15 protein-coding genes are annotated in these 17,985 nt (G+C 70.2%); 6 read left to right on the forward strand and 9 right to left on the reverse strand.

Annotated elements, in window-relative coordinates; translation table 11 throughout:
* Positions 1-374 precede the first annotated feature (374 nt).
* Both RZO50_RS07110 and RZO50_RS07115 read left to right on the forward strand, forming a co-directional pair.
* Positions 375-2,246: a hypothetical protein gene (locus tag RZO50_RS07110; RefSeq protein WP_322599017.1), complete on the forward strand. Its 1,872-nt coding sequence runs from the start codon at positions 375-377 to the stop codon at positions 2,244-2,246.
* Entirely contained in the window at positions 2,246-2,764 is a 519-nt protein-coding gene (locus tag RZO50_RS07115; protein WP_322599018.1) for a helix-turn-helix transcriptional regulator, read from the forward strand. Before RZO50_RS07110 ends, RZO50_RS07115 begins: the two co-directional genes overlap by 1 nt.
* A 110-nt stretch (positions 2,765-2,874) precedes the next feature.
* On the opposite strand, the gene RZO50_RS07120 is transcribed toward RZO50_RS07115, so the two are convergent.
* Positions 2,875-4,170 (reverse strand): cellulase-like family protein, encoded by a 1,296-nt coding sequence (locus RZO50_RS07120; protein WP_322599019.1) that lies wholly within the window; start codon positions 4,168-4,170, stop codon positions 2,875-2,877.
* Positions 4,167-7,499: a DUF5107 domain-containing protein gene (locus RZO50_RS07125; protein WP_322599020.1), complete on the reverse strand. Its 3,333-nt coding sequence runs from the start codon at positions 7,497-7,499 to the stop codon at positions 4,167-4,169. The genes RZO50_RS07120 and RZO50_RS07125 overlap by 4 nt, the downstream gene beginning before the upstream one ends.
* Before the next feature lie 134 nt (positions 7,500-7,633).
* On the opposite strand from RZO50_RS07125, the gene RZO50_RS07130 reads away from it, so the two are divergent.
* Entirely contained in the window at positions 7,634-8,512 is an 879-nt protein-coding gene (locus RZO50_RS07130) for an AraC family transcriptional regulator (RefSeq protein WP_322599021.1), read from the forward strand.
* Between the two features lie 55 nt (positions 8,513-8,567).
* Positions 8,568-9,635, forward strand: coding sequence for a PLP-dependent cysteine synthase family protein (locus tag RZO50_RS07135; protein ID WP_322599022.1), 1,068 nt, complete (start codon positions 8,568-8,570; stop codon positions 9,633-9,635).
* A gap of 322 nt (positions 9,636-9,957) precedes the next feature.
* On the opposite strand, the gene RZO50_RS07140 is transcribed toward RZO50_RS07135, so the two are convergent.
* From RZO50_RS07140 to RZO50_RS07150, 3 genes are all read right to left on the reverse strand, one after another.
* A complete protein-coding gene (locus RZO50_RS07140; protein WP_322599023.1) occupies positions 9,958-10,245 on the reverse strand; it encodes a hypothetical protein in 288 nt (95 codons plus the stop codon).
* A 70-nt stretch (positions 10,246-10,315) separates the two neighbouring features.
* On the reverse strand, positions 10,316-10,714 hold the full coding sequence (locus RZO50_RS07145) for a type II toxin-antitoxin system VapC family toxin (RefSeq protein WP_322599024.1): 399 nt from the start codon (positions 10,712-10,714) through the stop codon (positions 10,316-10,318).
* Positions 10,711-10,965: a type II toxin-antitoxin system VapB family antitoxin gene (locus RZO50_RS07150; RefSeq protein ID WP_322599025.1), complete on the reverse strand. Its 255-nt coding sequence runs from the start codon at positions 10,963-10,965 to the stop codon at positions 10,711-10,713. Before RZO50_RS07150 ends, RZO50_RS07145 begins: the two co-directional genes overlap by 4 nt.
* Positions 10,966-11,190: 225 nt before the next feature.
* On the opposite strand from RZO50_RS07150, the gene RZO50_RS07155 reads away from it, so the two are divergent.
* Complete coding sequence (locus RZO50_RS07155) at positions 11,191-12,690, forward strand: HNH endonuclease signature motif containing protein (protein ID WP_322599026.1); 1,500 nt, start codon at positions 11,191-11,193, stop codon at positions 12,688-12,690.
* Between the two features lie 113 nt (positions 12,691-12,803).
* Here RZO50_RS07155 and RZO50_RS07160 read toward each other — a convergent pair whose 3' ends face one another.
* The 3 genes from RZO50_RS07160 to RZO50_RS07170 all read right to left on the reverse strand — a co-directional run bounded on the left by RZO50_RS07160 (position 12,804) and on the right by RZO50_RS07170 (position 16,698).
* A complete protein-coding gene (locus RZO50_RS07160) occupies positions 12,804-15,020 on the reverse strand; it encodes an alpha/beta hydrolase (RefSeq protein WP_322599027.1) in 2,217 nt (738 codons plus the stop codon).
* A 179-nt stretch (positions 15,021-15,199) separates the two neighbouring features.
* Positions 15,200-15,844, reverse strand: coding sequence for a hypothetical protein (locus tag RZO50_RS07165; protein ID WP_322599028.1), 645 nt, complete (start codon positions 15,842-15,844; stop codon positions 15,200-15,202).
* Between the two features lie 101 nt (positions 15,845-15,945).
* The gene (locus tag RZO50_RS07170; RefSeq protein ID WP_322599029.1) at positions 15,946-16,698 is read right to left on the reverse strand and encodes a carboxypeptidase-like regulatory domain-containing protein; all 753 of its coding nucleotides are present in this window, start codon (positions 16,696-16,698) and stop codon (positions 15,946-15,948) included.
* A gap of 177 nt (positions 16,699-16,875) precedes the next feature.
* On the opposite strand from RZO50_RS07170, the gene RZO50_RS07175 reads away from it, so the two are divergent.
* Positions 16,876-17,700 carry a TspO/MBR family protein gene (locus RZO50_RS07175; protein WP_322599030.1) on the forward strand — a complete coding sequence of 275 codons (825 nt, stop codon included), beginning with the start codon at positions 16,876-16,878 and terminating at the stop codon, positions 17,698-17,700.
* A gap of 76 nt (positions 17,701-17,776) precedes the next feature.
* On the opposite strand, the gene RZO50_RS07180 is transcribed toward RZO50_RS07175, so the two are convergent.
* Entirely contained in the window at positions 17,777-17,947 is a 171-nt protein-coding gene (locus tag RZO50_RS07180) for a CsbD family protein (RefSeq protein WP_322599031.1), read from the reverse strand.
* Positions 17,948-17,985 lie beyond the last annotated feature (38 nt).

Below are 17,985 nucleotides of genomic sequence, written 5' to 3' on the forward strand. Positions count from 1 at the left end.
TGTGGGAGCCTGGCGAACCACCCCGAGGGCGAGACAGGTGCACGGCGGAGAACCAGCGGGAAGAACCGTGAATCCCGGTAGCGGCGCGCCGTGAAAGGGGCACCGGAATCCGTAGTGCTCCTCGCACCACGGGTGGATGCCGACCACTACCTACCGGGGTGTGGGGGCAGACAAAGGCGGTAGTGCTCGCTATCGTGACATCCACACCGAGTCGATGACGTCGCGGGGGGATCATGCGGACGGCAGAGGACTCCCTCGTGGGGGGCGAATACAGGCGCGATGTTCGTCGCGCAGCAGACCCAAGCGACATCGCAGATCGGTTGGCGGCGGGGACGCCGGTCGTCCTTGTCGGTCCCGTGGGTGCAGGCAAGACCGTGACCGTGAACCGGGTGGTGGAAGAGCTCGCGCGGCGCGAGATCGCCACGGTCGTGGTGCGTGGAACCGCCTCGATGGCGGGCGGGACACTGTCTGCGCTCGATGGGGTAGGACAGCTCGTCCCGCACCTGTCGGCGCACGACGGCGCTCACGCGTCGGTCGCCCTCGTCGACGACGCGGACGACCTCGACACCGCGAGCACGTCGCTGCTGATGGACGCGGTCTGCCGTCAACACCTGGTTGCGTTGTTCGTCGTACGAGCGGCCGACACCGTTCGTCCCCCGTCCGACTCGGGCGCCGCCCTCACCGGGCTCGTCGCGCGCGGGATCGCTCATCGCGTGGACATCGAACCCCTCAGCGAACGGCAGGCGTGGGATTTTCTGCGGCCGTGCGGGAACGCCGTGGCCGACGAGGTGACACGCGACGCGATCATCTGGTGGTCCAACGGTTCGCGTGCGCTGCTCGACGAGTTCGCGGCCCTCGCGTGCGACGCCTCCAGGGAGGGGCGAGACCCGATCGCCGAGGTCTCGGAGCTGCCAGGGCTGACGCGATTGGCCGATGCCGCAGGCGCGCACCTCGCCGCGCTCGACGCCGGTCATCTGGGCACTCTCGCTCTCATCCACCATCTTCCCGGAATCGCATCCGCCCATGCCTCCCGCATCCGCCCCGTCGCCGAGCTCGATGCTCTGTGCGCCGCCGGCTACCTCCACCGCGACGAGGCAGTGGCACATGCCCTCTGGGCGAACCCCCTCCTCGGGCGGGAAGCGGAGCGGATGCTCGGAACAGAGCACGTCGAGCGGATGCTCATGGACGCTGTCGTCCGCATGCTTGCGGAGGACGGCGGGTGGTGGAGCCCCCCGATCGCCGCTGTCTTGGCCGACAAGATGCTGCGCGGTGAGCCGCTTGCTGTCGCCGTGCCGGAAACGATCGGCCGGAGAGCTCTGCGCGACGCCGCGGCGCAGAACAACGATCACGGGGATTTCGCGCTGGCCGAGGCGTATGCGACCACGGGGCTCAACAGCGCGCCCGACGACATCGGCCTCGGGCTCGAACTCGCGCATGCGCGAGTCGGCGCGGGAGAAACCGATGCGGTGCCGTACCCGGTCGGCATCGAGGGTGGCCTCGATCGGGCTCGCGCTGCGCAGATGCTCACCCTGTGGTCGAACCGGGGTGATTCCGCAAACGCTCGTGAGCTGCGCGCCGAGCTGGAGCGTTGCAGGCCCGGGGCGGAGGAACCCCACCTGCTGCTTGCAGATGCGGTGTCGTACTTCGCGTCCCTCGACTGGCCGCGGGCGCAGGAGGTGGCGCAGGATCTTGCGGCGCGGGCCTCGGGGCGGTGGCGCGCCGCCGCGTGGTTGGTGGAGGCGCACGCGCGCGCCCAGCTGGGAGATCCGCGCGGGGCGAAGAGGGCGCTCGCACGCATCGAATCGTTGGTGTACGAGGTGGGGGTGCCCGGTCTCAGCACGGCCGACCGACTCCGCTTCCTGATGACCGGCCTGGTGACCCATCTGGTCATGGGCGAAGACGCCCCGGGGGTTCGCGACCACATCGCGCGCGAGTGTCGTCGGGCGGTGCGCGAGGGCGATGATCGCGCACTCGGGACGGCAGGTTTGGCGGTGGCGTTGTCGGCGGCGGTGTCTGGAGACGTCGCAGGGGCCGTGGCCGGCCTGGACCACGCGCGAACCCGGTTCTCGCCTTTGCGGAAGGATATGACAGCGGCGACCGTCGAACTCTGGATCTCCCAGTTCCTCGCGCGAGACGGCGCCACACGGGCGGCCCGCACATCGTCGAACGTGTCGAGACGGTGTGGCCCGAGGCGCCGCCGCTTCTTCTCCACGCCTGTGCCTCCGCGCGTGCCGTGGTCGAGCTGATGGATCAGCGGCTCGACGACGCCGCACGCGCCCTCGGCGAGGCGCTGGCGCTGACGGCGACGCGGACGTCGCCGATGAAGAGGGTGCGCGATCTGTACCGCGGACTCGCGCTGGGTGTCGTCGACGACGACGCGGTCGTCGACATCGAGGGACTTCTCGCAGACACGAACATTCCGCTACACGCATCGCTTACCGATCCGCCTCCTCGGTTGCCCCGGGTACCTCGTGCCGCAGACATCCGTGCAGTGGTCACGCGCACTCTCGTCGCGGCGCCACGGCACGTGCCGCCCGAATCCACTCGCGCCGCCGTGCGCGGGAGCGAGGCGTCCCTGACACGTCGTGAGATCGAGATCGCCGGCCTGATCGCGGCAGGGCTGTCGAATCGGGACATCGCGGAGAAGCTGTTTCTTTCGGTCCGGACCGTCGAGTCGCATATCTACCAGGCGCGCAGCAAGGTCGGCGCGCTGTCGCGCGGCGAGCTCGGCGAGCACGTGGGGGCTGCGTCCGCCTCGCGGTAACGGCCTCTGGCAGTTTCGGAGTGCGCGGTCAAGGGGAGGTTCGCGATGAGGTCGCCCGGTATCGAGGGGTCATCGACGGCCAGCGGGCGGCTCGGGGGAGGTCCCCGGTTTCAGGCCGCGAGAATGCGCTCGTTCACCTCGCGCTGCCAATCCCGCAGCTGCCACATCGGATGGTGCGGCGCCGCGTTCGAGCAGAGCACCACGCCCCACACTCCGTGCTCGAGGGCCGTGTCGATGCCGTGCTCGGCGAGAGCGCGACCGATCGGACCCTCTTCGAACGTGCCGTGGAGCGGGGTGTAGCCCACCCACCCTTCGCCCACGACCGCGGGCACGCCCTTCCAGCGGGCCCAGGCCGCGATCGCGATCGTGCGGGATTCGATCTCGCGTCGCATCACCTGCTCGAAGGGCGGGTAGTGCTCCACGAGCCACGCGTCCCAGAGCGCGGGATCGAGGTGGTCGTAGCCGTAGAACATCTGGTCGGTCACGACCGTCGCCCGGTACTTCCACTCCGCCGCCCGGCCGTACGCGGCGACCGAGGGGGCGTCGGAGCGCAGCATCCGCTCGAACGCCTCGTTCGGGAAGACCGCACTGCCCTCGGACCGGATGTCGACGAGCTTCTGCAGCTCGTCGAGCACACCGTAGCTGTACACGTGGAACTGCGCCGCAGCGAGCCCGTCGGGCACGCGGTGCATCGCCAGGTGAGGAGGCTTGCCGTAGCTGGCCGTCACAAGCAGTTCGGGATGCGCCGCGCGCAGACGCGCGACCTCGGCGGCGCCACCGTCTTCGAGCGCCGGGAGGATCGAGAAATCCACCTCGTTGTGCAGCTCGACCAGCGCGATGCGGTCGCGGTGTCCGGCGTCGGTGAGCTCCCGCAGCAGGCGATCCCATGCGTCGGCGAGCACGCGGTAGCGGTCGGCGAGGGGCACGGCATCGATCGCGTCGAACCACGCCGACGACGCCGCGAACGCCGGGGACTGCTGGTACTCCCAGCTCGCGAGGATCACCACCAGGCCGTGGCGCTCGGCCGCATCGAACAGCTCGTGCAGGCGAGCGCGCACATCGATCTCGTAGCCACCCGGCGCGTCGTACCACCGGGTGCGCTGTCCGAAGAAGCCGCCGGCGGGTGAGGAGCCCATTCCCTCGATGGCGACCGTGCTGTCGAGGCCCAGCCCGCCGGCGAGGAGCAGCGGCGCGGCACAGATGCGCACGGCGTTGTATCCCAGCGACGCAGCGTCGGCCATTGCCGCGTCGACGTCGGCGTAGGGTTCCCCCTCACCGGCGCGGGTGTACCAGGAGAAATCCCACAGCGTGATCGTCAATCGTTGGGGGAGATGGGAGGGAACGGGGCCGGTCAGCGCCGTCTCGTCTCGGGCGACGGTTCCGGCTCCGAGATAGCGCTCGGTCATGCGGTTGCCTCCTGGCGGATCGACTCGTGTGCGGCGGCCCGCGCGAGGGCGCGGCCACGGGCGGCGAGCTCGTCGAGCTCGTCGGCGGTGCGCTGACGCGCGGCGGCGGTGCCGGTATCGAACACCGTCAGCTCGGGCAACGAGGTCGCGAAGTAGTCCACCGCGTCTGGCGCGGCACGCAACGCCTCGGCGCGCTCGCCGAGCACACGCCAGGCAGTCTCGGCCGCGTCCGTCTCGCGCAGGCGAAGGTGTGCGACCCCTCGCCAGAAGGTGAGCGCATCGGCCGGCCGCTCGGCGACCGCGAGCGGTGTCGGCGCAACCGCGCTCGCCCACGCCTCCCGCGCCGCATCCGCGTCGCCTTGGGCCGCACGCACATCGCCGAGAAGAACGATGCGCTCGAGCGCGGGCTCTGCGGGATGGCGGCCCTCGCCGAGGTGCGCCGGCACCGGGAGCGCGAGCAGCCGTGCCGCTTCGGCGAGCGCGTCGGGGGAGCCGTCGGTGAGGAGCGCGCGCGCCTGGGCGCAGATCGCGCGGTCGAAGGCGGCGATCACGCGTCCCTCACCTCCCTCGAACGGGCGGAAGGGGCGGGAGGTGAGCACCACCCACGCCTCGGAGATGCGGTCGCGGTCGAGCAGCAGCGTCACGTGCCGCAGCGCGAGGTCATCCCGAGTGCCGATGAGAGGGGCGTGCTCGTCCAGCAGGGCCAGGCGGGCGCCCGCATCGAGGCCGCGCCGCTCCGCCAGCAGGTCGCGCTCGAGCACGAGACGGGCATCGGCGCGCAGGCCCAGGGCGTGACGCAGTGCCGCGTCGGCGCCCTCGTCATGCCCGGCTGCCGCGACCCGCGCCAGAGCGAGGTTGCGCCAGGTGACGGGGTCGGTGGAACCGGCATCGGCGGCGGCCTGCAGCACCCTGAGCGCGTCGGTGTGTCGACCGGCATCGAGCAGCCACATCCCGAGCAAGCCCGCGGCGGTCGCATCGGCCGCATCGGCACGCACCGCGGCGCGCAGCGCGTCGTACTGATCGAGCCCCGCGGGGAACGCCAGCGACGCATCGGCCACGGCCGCCGCGCGTCGCTCGGCGCGCGCGGCCTCGGGCTGCCCCGCGCGTTCGAGCCACAGCGCGCGCAGGTAGTGGCGCAGCGGGCCCGCCCGCCCGGCCGATGGTGCACCCGGCGCGGGTGCTTCCGTCGCGGCCAGGGCGACGTCGAAGCGTCCCGCGCGTGCGAACTCCGCCCCGATGTCGAGCGCGGTGCGCTCATCGAGCGGGGTGAGGGAATCGGCCTCCGGCGCCTCGTCGGCGGTGCCGGGCGCCGGCGCGGAGAGTGCGCGCACCAGCGCAGCAGAAGCAGCGTCGAGCGGGTCGTCCCGGTGCAGGTGCGTCGCGAGGTCGAGGGCGCCCACGGCATCCGGATCTGCCAGGGCGACGAGGCGCCGCGCCTCGGGCACCGTGCCGGCCGTCTCCGCGAGGGTGCGCGCGTCGGCGGAGCGTCCGGCGCGCAGCGCGATGCGAGCCCGCGCGAGAGCAGAGGGAACGGCCCACGCCGCGTTCCATCCGGCACGGGCGAACGCGCGGTCGGCGGCCGCGTCATCGCCGAGGCGCTCCTGCACGAGGCCGAGGAGGTACAGCGGCTCGCCGTCGCGCGGGTTGAGGTTGCGTGCGGTCGCCCGGCTGACGGCGGTCTGGAGTGCCTCGCGTGCACGCGCGTCCTCGCCACGGCGGAGGTGCCATGCGCCGAGAGCGGTGGCGGCGCGGGTGTCACCCGGATCACGCCGCAGCGCCTCGCGCAGGTAGGGGAGGGCATCGCGCGTCGGGTGCCGGTACTGCTGCAGGTGCGTCGCGGTGACCAGGAGCTCATCGGTCGAGGCGATCTCAGCAGGCGCCGCGGGCTCGGTCGCCACCCACGGCTCCCCGCTGGTCGAATCACGCGCCCGCCACTCGACGAGCACGACGTCGCCGTGGCGCAGCGTCACACGATCGACGTCGGCGGCGTCACCCGACCCGGCATCGATCACCTGCACCAGCGGCGCGGCGGGGGAGAGCGCACCGGTCCATTGCCAGACATCGTCTGCGCCGACGGCAGCCGACACCGTGAGTCCGTCGGAAGCCCGGGTGACCGCGACCCCGATCCGCGTGCCGCCCGGAGTCGCATCCACCGCGATCGCCGCATCCGTCGTCGCCTGTCGCACCGGACCCGTTCGGTGGATCGGGTACCAATACTGACGGAAGCGCCTGGTCTCCCCGGGCAGCAGCCACGCGAAGTCGGGCTGATTGTCGGTGTACACGCCCGCCATCAGCTCGACGTACGGGCCGTCGCCGTCGGTCAGCTGCGCGTCCCAGGCGCGGCCGATCTCACCGTCCCCCCACGTCCATTGCTTCTTGCCGGGAGAGATCGCCGGGTCGGCCCAGTGCACGAATCCGGCGTCGGCGGCGTGATCGTATCCGCCGAAGAACGCGTCGTCGGTGTCGGTGATCATGTACGACGTGGGCACGGGGATGTTGCTGTACACGTCGATCCGGTCGGCGTCGGCTCGCTCTGCGGCCAGGGCGGGATAGTCGACGCCGTAGTACGGCCGATCCGCGCGCGGGAACGCCGAGATCGCGCGTCGCGCATGATCGGCGACGTAGGCCACGTCGTCGGGGAAGAAGGACTGGTAGCGCTCGTGCGAGGCGGCGGCGACATTCGCCCACCACAGGAAGGTTTGCGTCGCATCGGTGCGGTTGTGCAGGTGCACGTCGGCTTCGATGAGGGACGAGCCCGGCCGCAGGCGGATGCCGTGCGTTCCGCGCATCCGCTGCAGGGGGTCGATGTCGCTGTGCCAGACCACGACCGCGCCGTCATCTTCTCGCTCAACGCGTGCGTCCACCGGCAGGAACGTACCCGGGCGGTGATGCTGCGGCCAGTTGAACTCCACACCGCCCGAAATCCACGGGCCGGCGAGCCCCACCAGGGCCGGTTTGATGACGTTGTTGCGGTAGAAGAAGTCGTAGCCGGCGACCTTGTCGAACCCGATGTGTATGCGCCCGCCGATCTCGGGGAGGAGCATCAGCCGCACGAAGGCGTTCTCGAGGTGTATGGCGTGCCACTGTCGCGGCTTCTTCTCCGCCGAGACCGCGTCGATCATCGGCAGCGGATACACGCGCCCGCTCGATCCCTGGTAGACCCTCCTGTCCAAGAAAAGTGGGTAGGGGTCGGGGTCACCCGGGTCGTACGTGTCGATCCACACCGGCTCGCTCCAGCAGGCGACGCCGCCGTCGGCGAGGATCTCGGTCTGGTCGGCGGGGGCGTCGGGCAGCAGGATGCGGCTCGGGGCGTCGTCGTTGCGTGTCACCCGTGAACGCTAACCGGCACGCGGACGGACTCACCATGGTCGAAGGGCGCCCCGACCTGGACGATCCGCTGGCGAAGGACCTGGTTCGACAGTGACCCGTCCCGAGCTCGTGGGGGTGGTGCGACAATGGCGCGATGGACGGTGCACACCTCGAACGGCCCGACGGGTTCGAGCACCAGCTCCTCAGCGTCGTGCCCCGCCCGCAGGTCGAGACGGCGCTCGCGCGCGGAGTCACCCGCCGCATGACGGTCACCGACGCCGGGTACTTTCCCCGCGCGGAGCATCACGGTCGGCATCGCCCGAGCGGTGTACCCGAGACGATCGTCATCGTGTGTGTCGCCGGCGCGGGATGGGTCGACGTCGCGGGCGCCCGCACGCGGGTGGGCAGCTCGACGGCGATCGTCATCCCCGCGGGCACGGCGCACGCCTACGGCGCGGCGCCCGAGGATCCCTGGACCATCTGGTGGTGCCACGTGCGGGGAACCGATGTCGCCGAGCTCGTCGAGGCGTGCGGCGTCGACGGCGGGCACGTCACCCTGTCGCTGCGGAGCGTGGAGAAGGCGACCGCCCTGCTGGATGAGATCTCGCGGGCTCTTGCGCGCGACACCACACCTGCGCGACTCGTGGCGACATCCGGCATGGCCTGGCGCCTGTTCACGCAGCTCGCCGTCGACCGACGCCTGGCCGTCGACGGCACGCCGCTCGAACGCGCGATGCGCTACCTCGAAGAGCGGATCGACGGGCGCGTGTCGGTCCCGGAGCTCGCCGCGATGGTGGGGCTGTCGCCCTCACACCTGGCCGCCCTGTTCCGCGACGCCACCGGCGGGGGAGTGCTCGCCCACCACAACGCGCTGAAGATGGCGCGGGCACGCGTGCTGCTCGACACCACGGACATGACCGTCGCCGACGTCGGTCGTGCGACAGGGTTCGACGACGCGTTCTACTTCTCCCGGCAGTTCCGCCGCATGCACGGCGTGAGCCCCCGCGCCTACCGCGAACACCACAAGGGCTGAGGGCAGGTCAGCCCTTCGCCTCGTGCGCGTCCGGGGCTCGCGATACCGTCGAGGGGTGAGCGAGCGGAGCGAGTGGGTCGTCGACGCCATCCATCTGCTGGAGGCCGACGCGAATCGCACCTCCGACACCCACCTGCATGTCTTCCCGCTGCCGGCCGAGTGGGGGATCGACCTCTATCTCAAAGACGAATCGGTCCACCCGACCGGGTCGCTCAAGCACCGGCTCGCGCGGTCGCTGATCCTCTACGGACTGGTCAACGGAGAAGTCGGACCCGACACGGTGCTCGTGGAAGCATCCAGCGGATCGACCGCCGTGTCCGAGGCGTACTTCGCGCGCATGCTGGGCTTGCGGTTCGTCACCGTGGTGCCGCGATCGACCAGTCGGGAGAAGATCGAGCTCATCGAGTTCTACGGCGGTGAATGCCACTACGTCGACGAACCCATGGAGGTCTACGCCGAAGCCGAGCGCATCGCCCAAGGCTGCTGCGGGCACTACCTCAACCAGTTCGCGTACGCCGAGCGCGCCACCGACTGGCGGGGCAACAACAACATCGCCGAGAGTGTGTTCAGCCAGATGTCGCTCGAGCGGCATCCGATCCCGTCGTGGATCGTCGTCAGCGCCGGAACCGGGGGGACCTCGGCGACCTTCGGGCGATACGTGCGCTATCGGTGCCACGACACCCGCGTGGCCGTGGTCGACCCGGAGGGGTCGGTGTTCTACGACGCGTGGCGGCTCGGCGACCGGTCGGTGGTGACGGCGGAGCGTTCGCGCATCGAGGGGATCGGCAGGCCGCGAGTGGAGCCCTCCTTCGTGCCGACCGTCATCGACGAGATGCTGCAGGTGCCCGACGCCGCCTCGATCGCCGCGATCCGGCTGCTGCGACAGAAGACCCAGCACTGGGCGGGCGGATCCACCGGAACGAACCTCGTCGGGGCATTCCAGCTGATCGCGCGCATGCTCGAGGCGGGCGAGACCGGGTCGGTCGTCACCCTCATCTGCGACGGGGGCATGCGCTACGCCCACACGTACTACGACGACGCATGGGTGCAGGCGCAGGGGATGGACCTCGCGCCATGGCTCGAGCGGATGGAACGGTTCCTCGCCGACGGGGTATGGGTGTAGCGGGTCGGTCACAGGCGTTCACGAGCAGCGAGCTCGCAGGCGACGCCGCCCTCGCTATCGCGAACGACGTCTTCGGGTCGCTCTGACGCGGAGGCGTGGCGTCGGCCGGGCCTCCTGGCCCGGATGTCTCGGCGTGCCGCGCCGGCGGATCGTCAGCGCTCGTCGCGACGTCGCCGACGTGTGAAGCCGACGCCGAAGCATGTGATTCCGAGGGCGCAGAATCCGACTCCGACGAGCCTGTCTCCGGTGGACAAGCTCCATGCGCCGAGCAGCAGCCACCCGACGCCCAGAACGCACATGGTCGTGGTCGAGGCCGTGCGCGTCATAGGGTCGGGGCGTCTGATCGATCGGACCGGGCGCGTCGGATCTCCTTCGTCTTCTTCTCAATGACGACGGCGCTGACGAGAGTGAGGGAGGCGCCCGCAACGAGAAAGGCGACCGCGGTGGCGGCCGTGGGCTCATCCGCGCTCCGCCCGGCCGTAAGGGCGAAGCCCGTCATCGAGAAGTGCACGGCGCTGATGGTGCAGAGAAGGGCGCCGATCAGCGCGCCGATCGCGCCCGGACGTGTCTGGGCATGGGCGAGGGGGAAGATGCGCTTGGTCGATGTCATGATGTGGCTGGCGGTCGTCGACCGAGCACCACCGTAACGCGGTACGAGGCGCAGGTGAAGGGCCCGACGGTCAGAACGCAGACGCGATGTCGGTCTGCGCGAAGTCGTTGCCCTTGAACAGCAGCGGGGCTCCCAGATGGCGGGCGAGTGCGTACGCGTAGCAGTCGCCCAGGTTCAGGGCGGCCGTGTGTCGTCCCATGCCGAAGCGGCGCCACGCGGCCGAGGCGATCGTGGCCTGCGTGGCGTCGAGAGCAACGATGCGAATATCCGCCTCTCGGATGACGGCAGCAAGGTCTTGCGCGGCGGCAGCGCCCTGGCGAGCTTCGGCGACGATCGTCGCCTCGACCACCGTGGCAGCGCTGACGCACACGTCACCGCTGTTCGCGGCGATCGCGCGAGCGAACAGCGGCGCATCGTCTTCGCCGAGCACGATCGCCATGAGCGCCGAGGTGTCGACCGCGATGGTCACGTGGGCAATCCGGCATCGTCGTATCCCAGAATCTCATCTGCGGGACGGCCGTCGAGAGTTTCGCGTTGGCGCGCTCGCGCGATGATGCTCTCGAGTTCGGCGAGGACGCCGGGAGCGGCATCCTGCGCCTGCACTCGTGCCAGGCGTTCAGCGAACGCCGCGCGCGCGGCGACGGTGATGCTCTCACCGGTGGCGGCGGCGAGAGCCCGGGCGAGGCGGTCGGCCTCGGGGTCCTTGATGTTGAGCGCCATTGCGACATTCTATCTCCCAAGGAAGAAAAGTGCCCGAGATGGAAGAAAGGCGCAGGCAGTGGTGCTGCGGGGCGCCTCGACGGTGCAGGAAAGGGGTGTCTCGACGGCAAAGGGCAGGCTCGAGAGAAACTTGGTGATTTCTCCTGCGATCGGCGGTTTTCGAGGCGGGAATGTCGGTGGCCCTCCCTAGTCTCGAAGGAGATCGAACGAACGAATCGGGGCGCGATGGGTGACCAAGAGCAGCGTGAGGCGGATGCCCTCCGCACGCGCGAACTCGTCGCTGAGGCCCGCCGGCTTCGTCAGGTGATCGCGGCGGCAGAAGCCGATCTCGCACGGACCCACGCGGACGCGTTCGCGCTCGCCGAAGAGCAGACGGGCCGCTTGCGCGAGGCCTCTACACGAGAGCGCGAGATGCCGTTGCGGTCGATGGCGGCGGAGTTCGCCGTCGACGCGCGGACGAGCGACCGGACGATGCAGACACACCTGTTCGAGGCGCACCGGACGGTGACGCAGTTCCCGACCACGTGGGCGGCATGGCACGAGGGGCGGGTGTCACGGGCACACGTCCGGGTGGTCGTCGAGGCTGGGGCTGATCTCGATGACGAGCACGCGCGGGTGGCGTTCGAGCAAGACGTGCTCGATTACGCGGAAACGACGTCGCCGAACCGGTTGCGGTCATATGCCGAGCAGGTCGCCGAGTCGGTGAATCCGCGGAGTATGCAGGAACGCCACGACGCGGCCGTGCTCGACAGGCGGGTGTGGGTCGAAGACCTGCGCGATGGCATGTCGATGCTCGGCGCGATCGGGCCTTCCGTCGAGATCCACGGGGTCTACGACCGGATCACCCGGCAAGGGAAGGCGATCAAGGCCGCCGATCGGGTCGCGCGGCGCGAAGCCGCGGAACGGGAGATCGAACGTGAGGCGGCGACGCGTGGTGAGCGCGAGGCGGTGGAGCGTTACCCGGTGCGGTTGGGTGCGAGCTTCGGCCTTTCTAGGGACGGTCTCGCGGACGGTGCGGGGGATTCCGGGGTCGGCGACCTCGGCGGCTGCGGCAGCGTGGTGGCCGGTGAGGTGTGGTTCGACCAGCGGACCCTCGATCAGATTCGCACCGACCTGCTGCTGGACATGATGCTCACCTCTACCCCGTCGATCGATGCGACCGGCGGGGTGGTCGAGGGTGGGCTCGGGGCGATCCGGGCGCACGTGCAGGTCACCGTTCCCGCCACCAGCCTCGCGGGAACAACCGCCGGGGGTGCGGAACTGGACGGGACGTGCGCGGTCGATCCGGAGACGGCGAAGATCCTCGCCGGAAACGCCCCCGGGTTCGACCGGGTGTTCCTCGACCCCATCGGCGGCGCTGTTCTCGCGGTCGACCGGCGGCACGCGACGGCGGCGCAGAAACGGTACTTGATGGCCCGGGACGTCCGGTGTCGGTTCCCCGGATGCCGGAGACCTGCGCGAGATTGTGACTGGGATCACCGGGAGGACTATGCCCTCGGCGGCAAAACCGATGTCGACAACCTCGGGGCGTTCTGCAAGAGACACCACACCCTGAAACACGCCGCCGGGTGGACCGTCGTCCAACACCCGGGCGGGAGACTGCACTTCACCGCACCCTCCGGGCTGGAGTACACCGACGACCCACCACCACGGGTGATGTTCATCCCCGACCCACCGCCCGATCGGGGCCGGACGGGTGTCGACGACGTGCGCGCGCCGTTCTGACCGATCGCGGGCGCGTCTGGGGTGGAGCTCAGCGCGCGTGTGCGGTGGTCGCGTCCGTGTACGCCGGCATGGTCGGCGAGGAGGAGCCGGGGCGCCCCCTCGCCGAGCACGACTCACGACGAGCGCCGCGCCCGAACCACGACGATCGCGGTGCCGAGGCTGAGCAGGATCAGCGCCGCGAGGATCGCCGGCACCGGATCCACTCCGGTGAGCGGGAGCGAACCCGCGCTCGCGGTCGAACCGTCCGCGCTGCTGCCACCGCCGCTGTCACCGCCGCTGTCACCGCCGTTGTCACCGTCATCGGTCGTGCCGGGGGTGCTTCCGGTGTCCGTTCCGGAGTCGTCCGCCGCCGCGACGGTGATCGCGATCGACGCCGACCGGCCGCTCTCGCCGGTGGCGACGACGGTATGCGCACCCGGGGTGGTGTCGGCGGGGATCGTCACCGACCTCGTGAAGGCTCCGGCGTCGTCGGCCGACACCTCGGCCAGCACGACCGGATCCGAGCGCAGCTCGATCGTCACCGACTCGCCGGAGACGAAGCCGGAGCCGGACACCGTGAGCGACGCGCCTGCGGTCGGTGCGGCATCGTCGACGGTCAGCGTCGTCACCGGGGTCCCCGGATCCGGGTCGACGGGGTCGGTCGGCGGGTTCGTCGAGTCCTCCTCCAGTCCGTGCGAGCGGAACGAGTCGGAGTGCACCGTGAACGAATCGACCAGGTGCGGCATCCAGCAATCGTCGTTGTGACGCCCCTCGGGGTACACCGCCGAGGTGTATGCGACGCCCTTCTCCGTCAGGGTCGTGTCCAGTGTGCGCACCGCCTCGTCGAAGCGGTACTCGTCGTACTCGCACGAGTCGTAGAAGAAGCTGAAGTGGTTCAGCTCGTCGGTGCTCATCGAGGCCACCTGGGTCAGCGGGCTGGGGACGGCCCCCCGGGCGACACTCAACGCGCCGATGTGCGAAGCCACCGACGAGAACAGCTCCGGGTGCGACAGTCCGATCGAATATGCGCCGAACCCACCCATCGAAATGCCCGTCGTGCCGCGGAAGTCCGCGGACTCGAGCGTGCGGTACTCGCCGTCGACGAGCGGCATCAGCTCGGTGAGGAACATGCTCCGCCACGGCACGCCGCCGGGGTTGTCGATGTACCACAGCGACTCGCCGTCGGGCATGATCACGATGGACTCGGCCAGGCCGCCCGCCCACAGTCCATCGAGCACATCGTCGATGTTGCGCGGCTCCCATTCGCGACTGCCGCCGTTGATCCCGTGGAACAGGTACACGACCGGGTAGTCGCGGTCGGGGTCGTCGAGGTACGACGGCGGAAGGTATGTCACGAACTCACGCGGCTGGCCTTCGAGCTCGGAATCGACCGTCTCGCGGAAGAACCGCGACGCGTTCCCGGTCTCGAGGAGCGACTCCGCGTCGATGTGCAGGAACTCCTGCGCGGCCGGCTGGAAGGTGAAGGCGGCGCCCTCGCGCGTACCGGTGATCGTGCGGTTCGTGTCGACGATCAGATCGCCCCCGTCGCCGACGACCACCTCCACCTCGCCGTCGGTCAGCGTCAGAGAACCGGACTCCGCCATCCACGCGCGCAATTCGCGTTCGCGACGCTCCTTGGTGCGTCCGTCGTGGAAGTAGTCCTCGTCCAGCGTGGCGAGGAACCCGTCGACGTCACCGGTCGCAAGCGCCGCTTTCTGAGCCGCGAGCACGGCCGTGACGGCTGCCGTCTGGGACGACGACGCATACTCCCCGTCGATGCCGTAGACGGTCGCCCGCACCGCATCCCTCGAGTAGATCCCGACCGGGCCCTGGTACCAGCCGCCGCCGCCGTTCATGTCGTAGACCCGCACCGCGAGCACGTTCTCTCCGCCGAACACCGGCGCGGTGGAGGGCACCGGATACAGCCGCTTCTCGAACCACTGGCTGCTCGCGTTGGGCGGCATGGTCCCCGACCCGCCGATGCGCACGCCGTTCAAGAACGCCTCGTCGACGTCGTCCAGGAAGCCCAGAGACGCGACGAGGTTCTGGCCGCTCGCCTCGGACGGCAGGTCGAAAGTCAGGCGGTACCAGCCGAAACCGTCGTACGAGGCGAAGTTCGCCCCGTCCTCCGGCACGGTCTGGTCGGCCCACGACGAGTCGTCGAACGACGGATCCGCGTAGGCGGGATCGTCCCCCGTTGCGAACTTCCATGTGCCCTCGAGATCGATGGACACGGTGGACGGGCTCTCTGCGGCGCTCGCAGCGGACGGGATCAATCCCGCCGCGACGAGGACGACGCCGATTCCCGCGGCGACGAGCGTGCGGGCTCGTCGATGGAGTGACTTCTGCACTTTGCTCCTACTTCTCTGTGGGATTCACGGTGTGACACGGCGCGTCGGCGACGTCGCCGCGATGCGGCACGCACCGACGATGGTGTGTGCACGTTCACAGAGCAGTGCGAGGAGACTCTGTGAACGTGAACAGAGTGGCACCCCTCGGGGACCGGCGTCAATGGGGAATCGAGCGCGACCTATCCCGCGATGCGCTGCCAGGTCAGGTCGATCGGGTCACCGGCCGTTTCGTAGGGGACGACCATGGTGTCGTCGGTACAGGTGACCGGGCCGGCGGAACCGTCGAGCGGAGTGTGCTCGAGGAACTGGTTCGTGAGGTCGCCGAGGTCCATCGGCTGGCCGTCGACGGTGGCGTCGACGACCAGCGAGCTGTCGTCGGTGTCGAGGGTGATCCGGTCATCGTCGGTGGTGGCCCACGTTCCGCTGACCGACCCGGTCACGCTCACACGCGGCTCCATGGACGTCGGGCCGGCTTCGACGGTGAGGTCGAACCCGAAGTCCGAGTCGTACGACGAGGCCCCGTCCGCGCCGAGGGTGAGTTCGACGGTGCCGTACGGGGCGATCTCGACCTGATCGACCTGCTCGGACAGGGTGCCGTAGAAGCGCACCATCTCCGCCTCGGGGATGAGCCACGTCCCCACCGCGCAGTCCGCGAGGGAGGCGACCTCCGCCTCCGGAGTCTGTTCGACGTCGGGCGTCGCCGTCGGCTCGGCCACCGGCGTCTCACGCGACGCATCGTCGGTGCCGGCCGTGCAACCGGTGAGAGCGAGGGCCGCCACCGCGACGGTGGCGACGGCGGTCAGTGCGAGCGACGGTGTGCGCATGCGGATCGGTTCCTCCCCCAGAAAGATGGGCGCGACATGCCCGCTCCCACTCTGGTGCCTCGGACGGGTGCGCGCCACCTCCGACGCGGCCGTCGACCGGATCAGCCGGTCGCGACGAGGGGTGCGACCGCGGTGACCGTGACGGTGATCGAGGCCGAGCGCCCGCTCTCGCCGATGACGACGACGTCGTGCGTGCCGGGCTCCGCGTCGGCCGGCACGGTGACGCGCTCGGAGAGCGCGCCGTCCGCATCCGCCACGAACGTCGCCAGCGTGAGCGGCGTCGAGTGGAGCTCCACCGCGACGCTCTCACCCGCCAAGAAGCCGCGCGCGTCGAGCTGCACGCTCTCGCCGGCGACGAACCGCACGCGATCGAGCGTCACATCGACCGACGCAGCGGTCAGCTCCAGCGGGACCGATGCGGTCATCCCGAGCAGCACCTCCACCCGCTGGGTCGCCGGCTCGAACCCGGGAAGGCTCGCGGTGACCGTGTACGTGCCCGGTGTCAGCCGATCGACGCGGAAGTGCCCCGCCTCGTTCGTGACCACGTCGCGCACCGTCCCGGGCCCGGCGGGCACGACCTGGACCAGGGCGCCCGGCAGCGGCGTTGCACCGGCTGTCGTGACCGTGCCGGTGATGACACTCGCGTCGGGTTCGTCCGCCACCGGATCGGGTGAGGGGGTCGCCGGCGTGGGCGCGGGCGACGGCGCCGCGGTGGAGATCGGCCCCGGCGTCGGTACGTCGTCGGCCGCGGCGACCGAGGCGCCCACCCCGGTCACGAGGAGCACGGCGGTGACGACGGCGATCGGGGCGGTGAACCGGGCGGGGGTGATGCGGCGGCGTCGGGACGCGGACACGGGGGGAGCTCCTTCGGTCGGGTACGGAGGATGGCCCCTACGCTATCCCGTCCACCGCGCCCGGGCGATGTAGTCCAGGTGCGCCGTGCACGCAACCCCCGCGCGGGTGCATCCACCCGGGGCATACCGTCGGAATGCACTCATGAATCGACCGCGTTCAACGCCTTGGAGGTAATCGTGTCCTCGCCGACGACGACCCGCAACGACCACAGCACCCGCACGCAGGCGATCACGCGGCAGGTGATCATCCTGGTCAGCTCCGTGCTGGCCATCGTCGCCGCGTTCATCGGATCCGGCGCCTTCTTCGGCACCCCGATCCAGGAGGCCGCCGGCGGGTTCCTCAACTCCGACTCGACGCTCATCGCACCCGGCACCGGCGCTTTCCGCATCTGGAGCGTCATCTACACCGGCATGCTCGCGTATGCGATCTGGCAGGTCCTTCCCGGTCAGCGCCACGACGCCCGGCAGGAGCGCATCGGCTGGTGGGTCGCCGCGTCGCTGATCCTCAACGCCGTCTGGATCGGCGTCGTGCAAGCCGACCTGCTGTTCCTCAGCCTTCCCGTCATCGCCCTGCTGCTGATCGTCCTGTGCCGGATCTTCGTGATCCTGCGACGCACGCAGCCGAAGAACATCGTCGAGACGATCGTCGCCGACGGAGCCATCGGGCTGTACCTCGGGTGGGTGATCATCGCCACCGTCGCCAACGCCACCGCGATCCTCTACGCCAGCGGGTTCGAGGGCTTCGGGATCGCCCCCGAGATCTGGTCGGCGATCGTGCTCGGCGCAGCCGCCGTGATCGGCATCGCCCTCGCGTTCTGGGGCGGCGGGCGTCTGGCCCCCGCCGCATCCCTCAGCTGGGGGATCGCGTGGGTCGCCATCGCGCGCTTCACCGCCGAGCCGTACTCGCCCGAGACCGGCATCGCCGCGATCGTCGCCGTGGTGCTCATCGTGCTCGCCACCGTCATCGCCCGTGTGCGTCACGACATGCGCGCTCGCCGCTGACATCCCCGACACCCGCCCCGACACGCTGATGCCCCCGTCGCCAGGACGGGGGCATCAGCGTGAGAGTGGGCGCCGATTACTTGAAGGCGTCCTTGACGTTCTCGCCGGCCTGCTTGAGGTTGGCCTTGGTCTGATCAGCCTGACCCTCGTGCTCGAGGCTCTCGTCGTCGGTGGCCTTGCCGGCCGACTCCTTGCCCTTGCCCTGGAGGTCTTCCGCGGCGTTCCTGATTTTGTCGTCAAGTCCCATGACGGCTCCTTTCGACGGAATGTGTCGGCGACGCTACC

Source organism: Microbacterium xanthum, from assembly GCF_034531355.1.
GTDB classification, from domain to species: domain Bacteria; phylum Actinomycetota; class Actinomycetes; order Actinomycetales; family Microbacteriaceae; genus Microbacterium; species Microbacterium xanthum.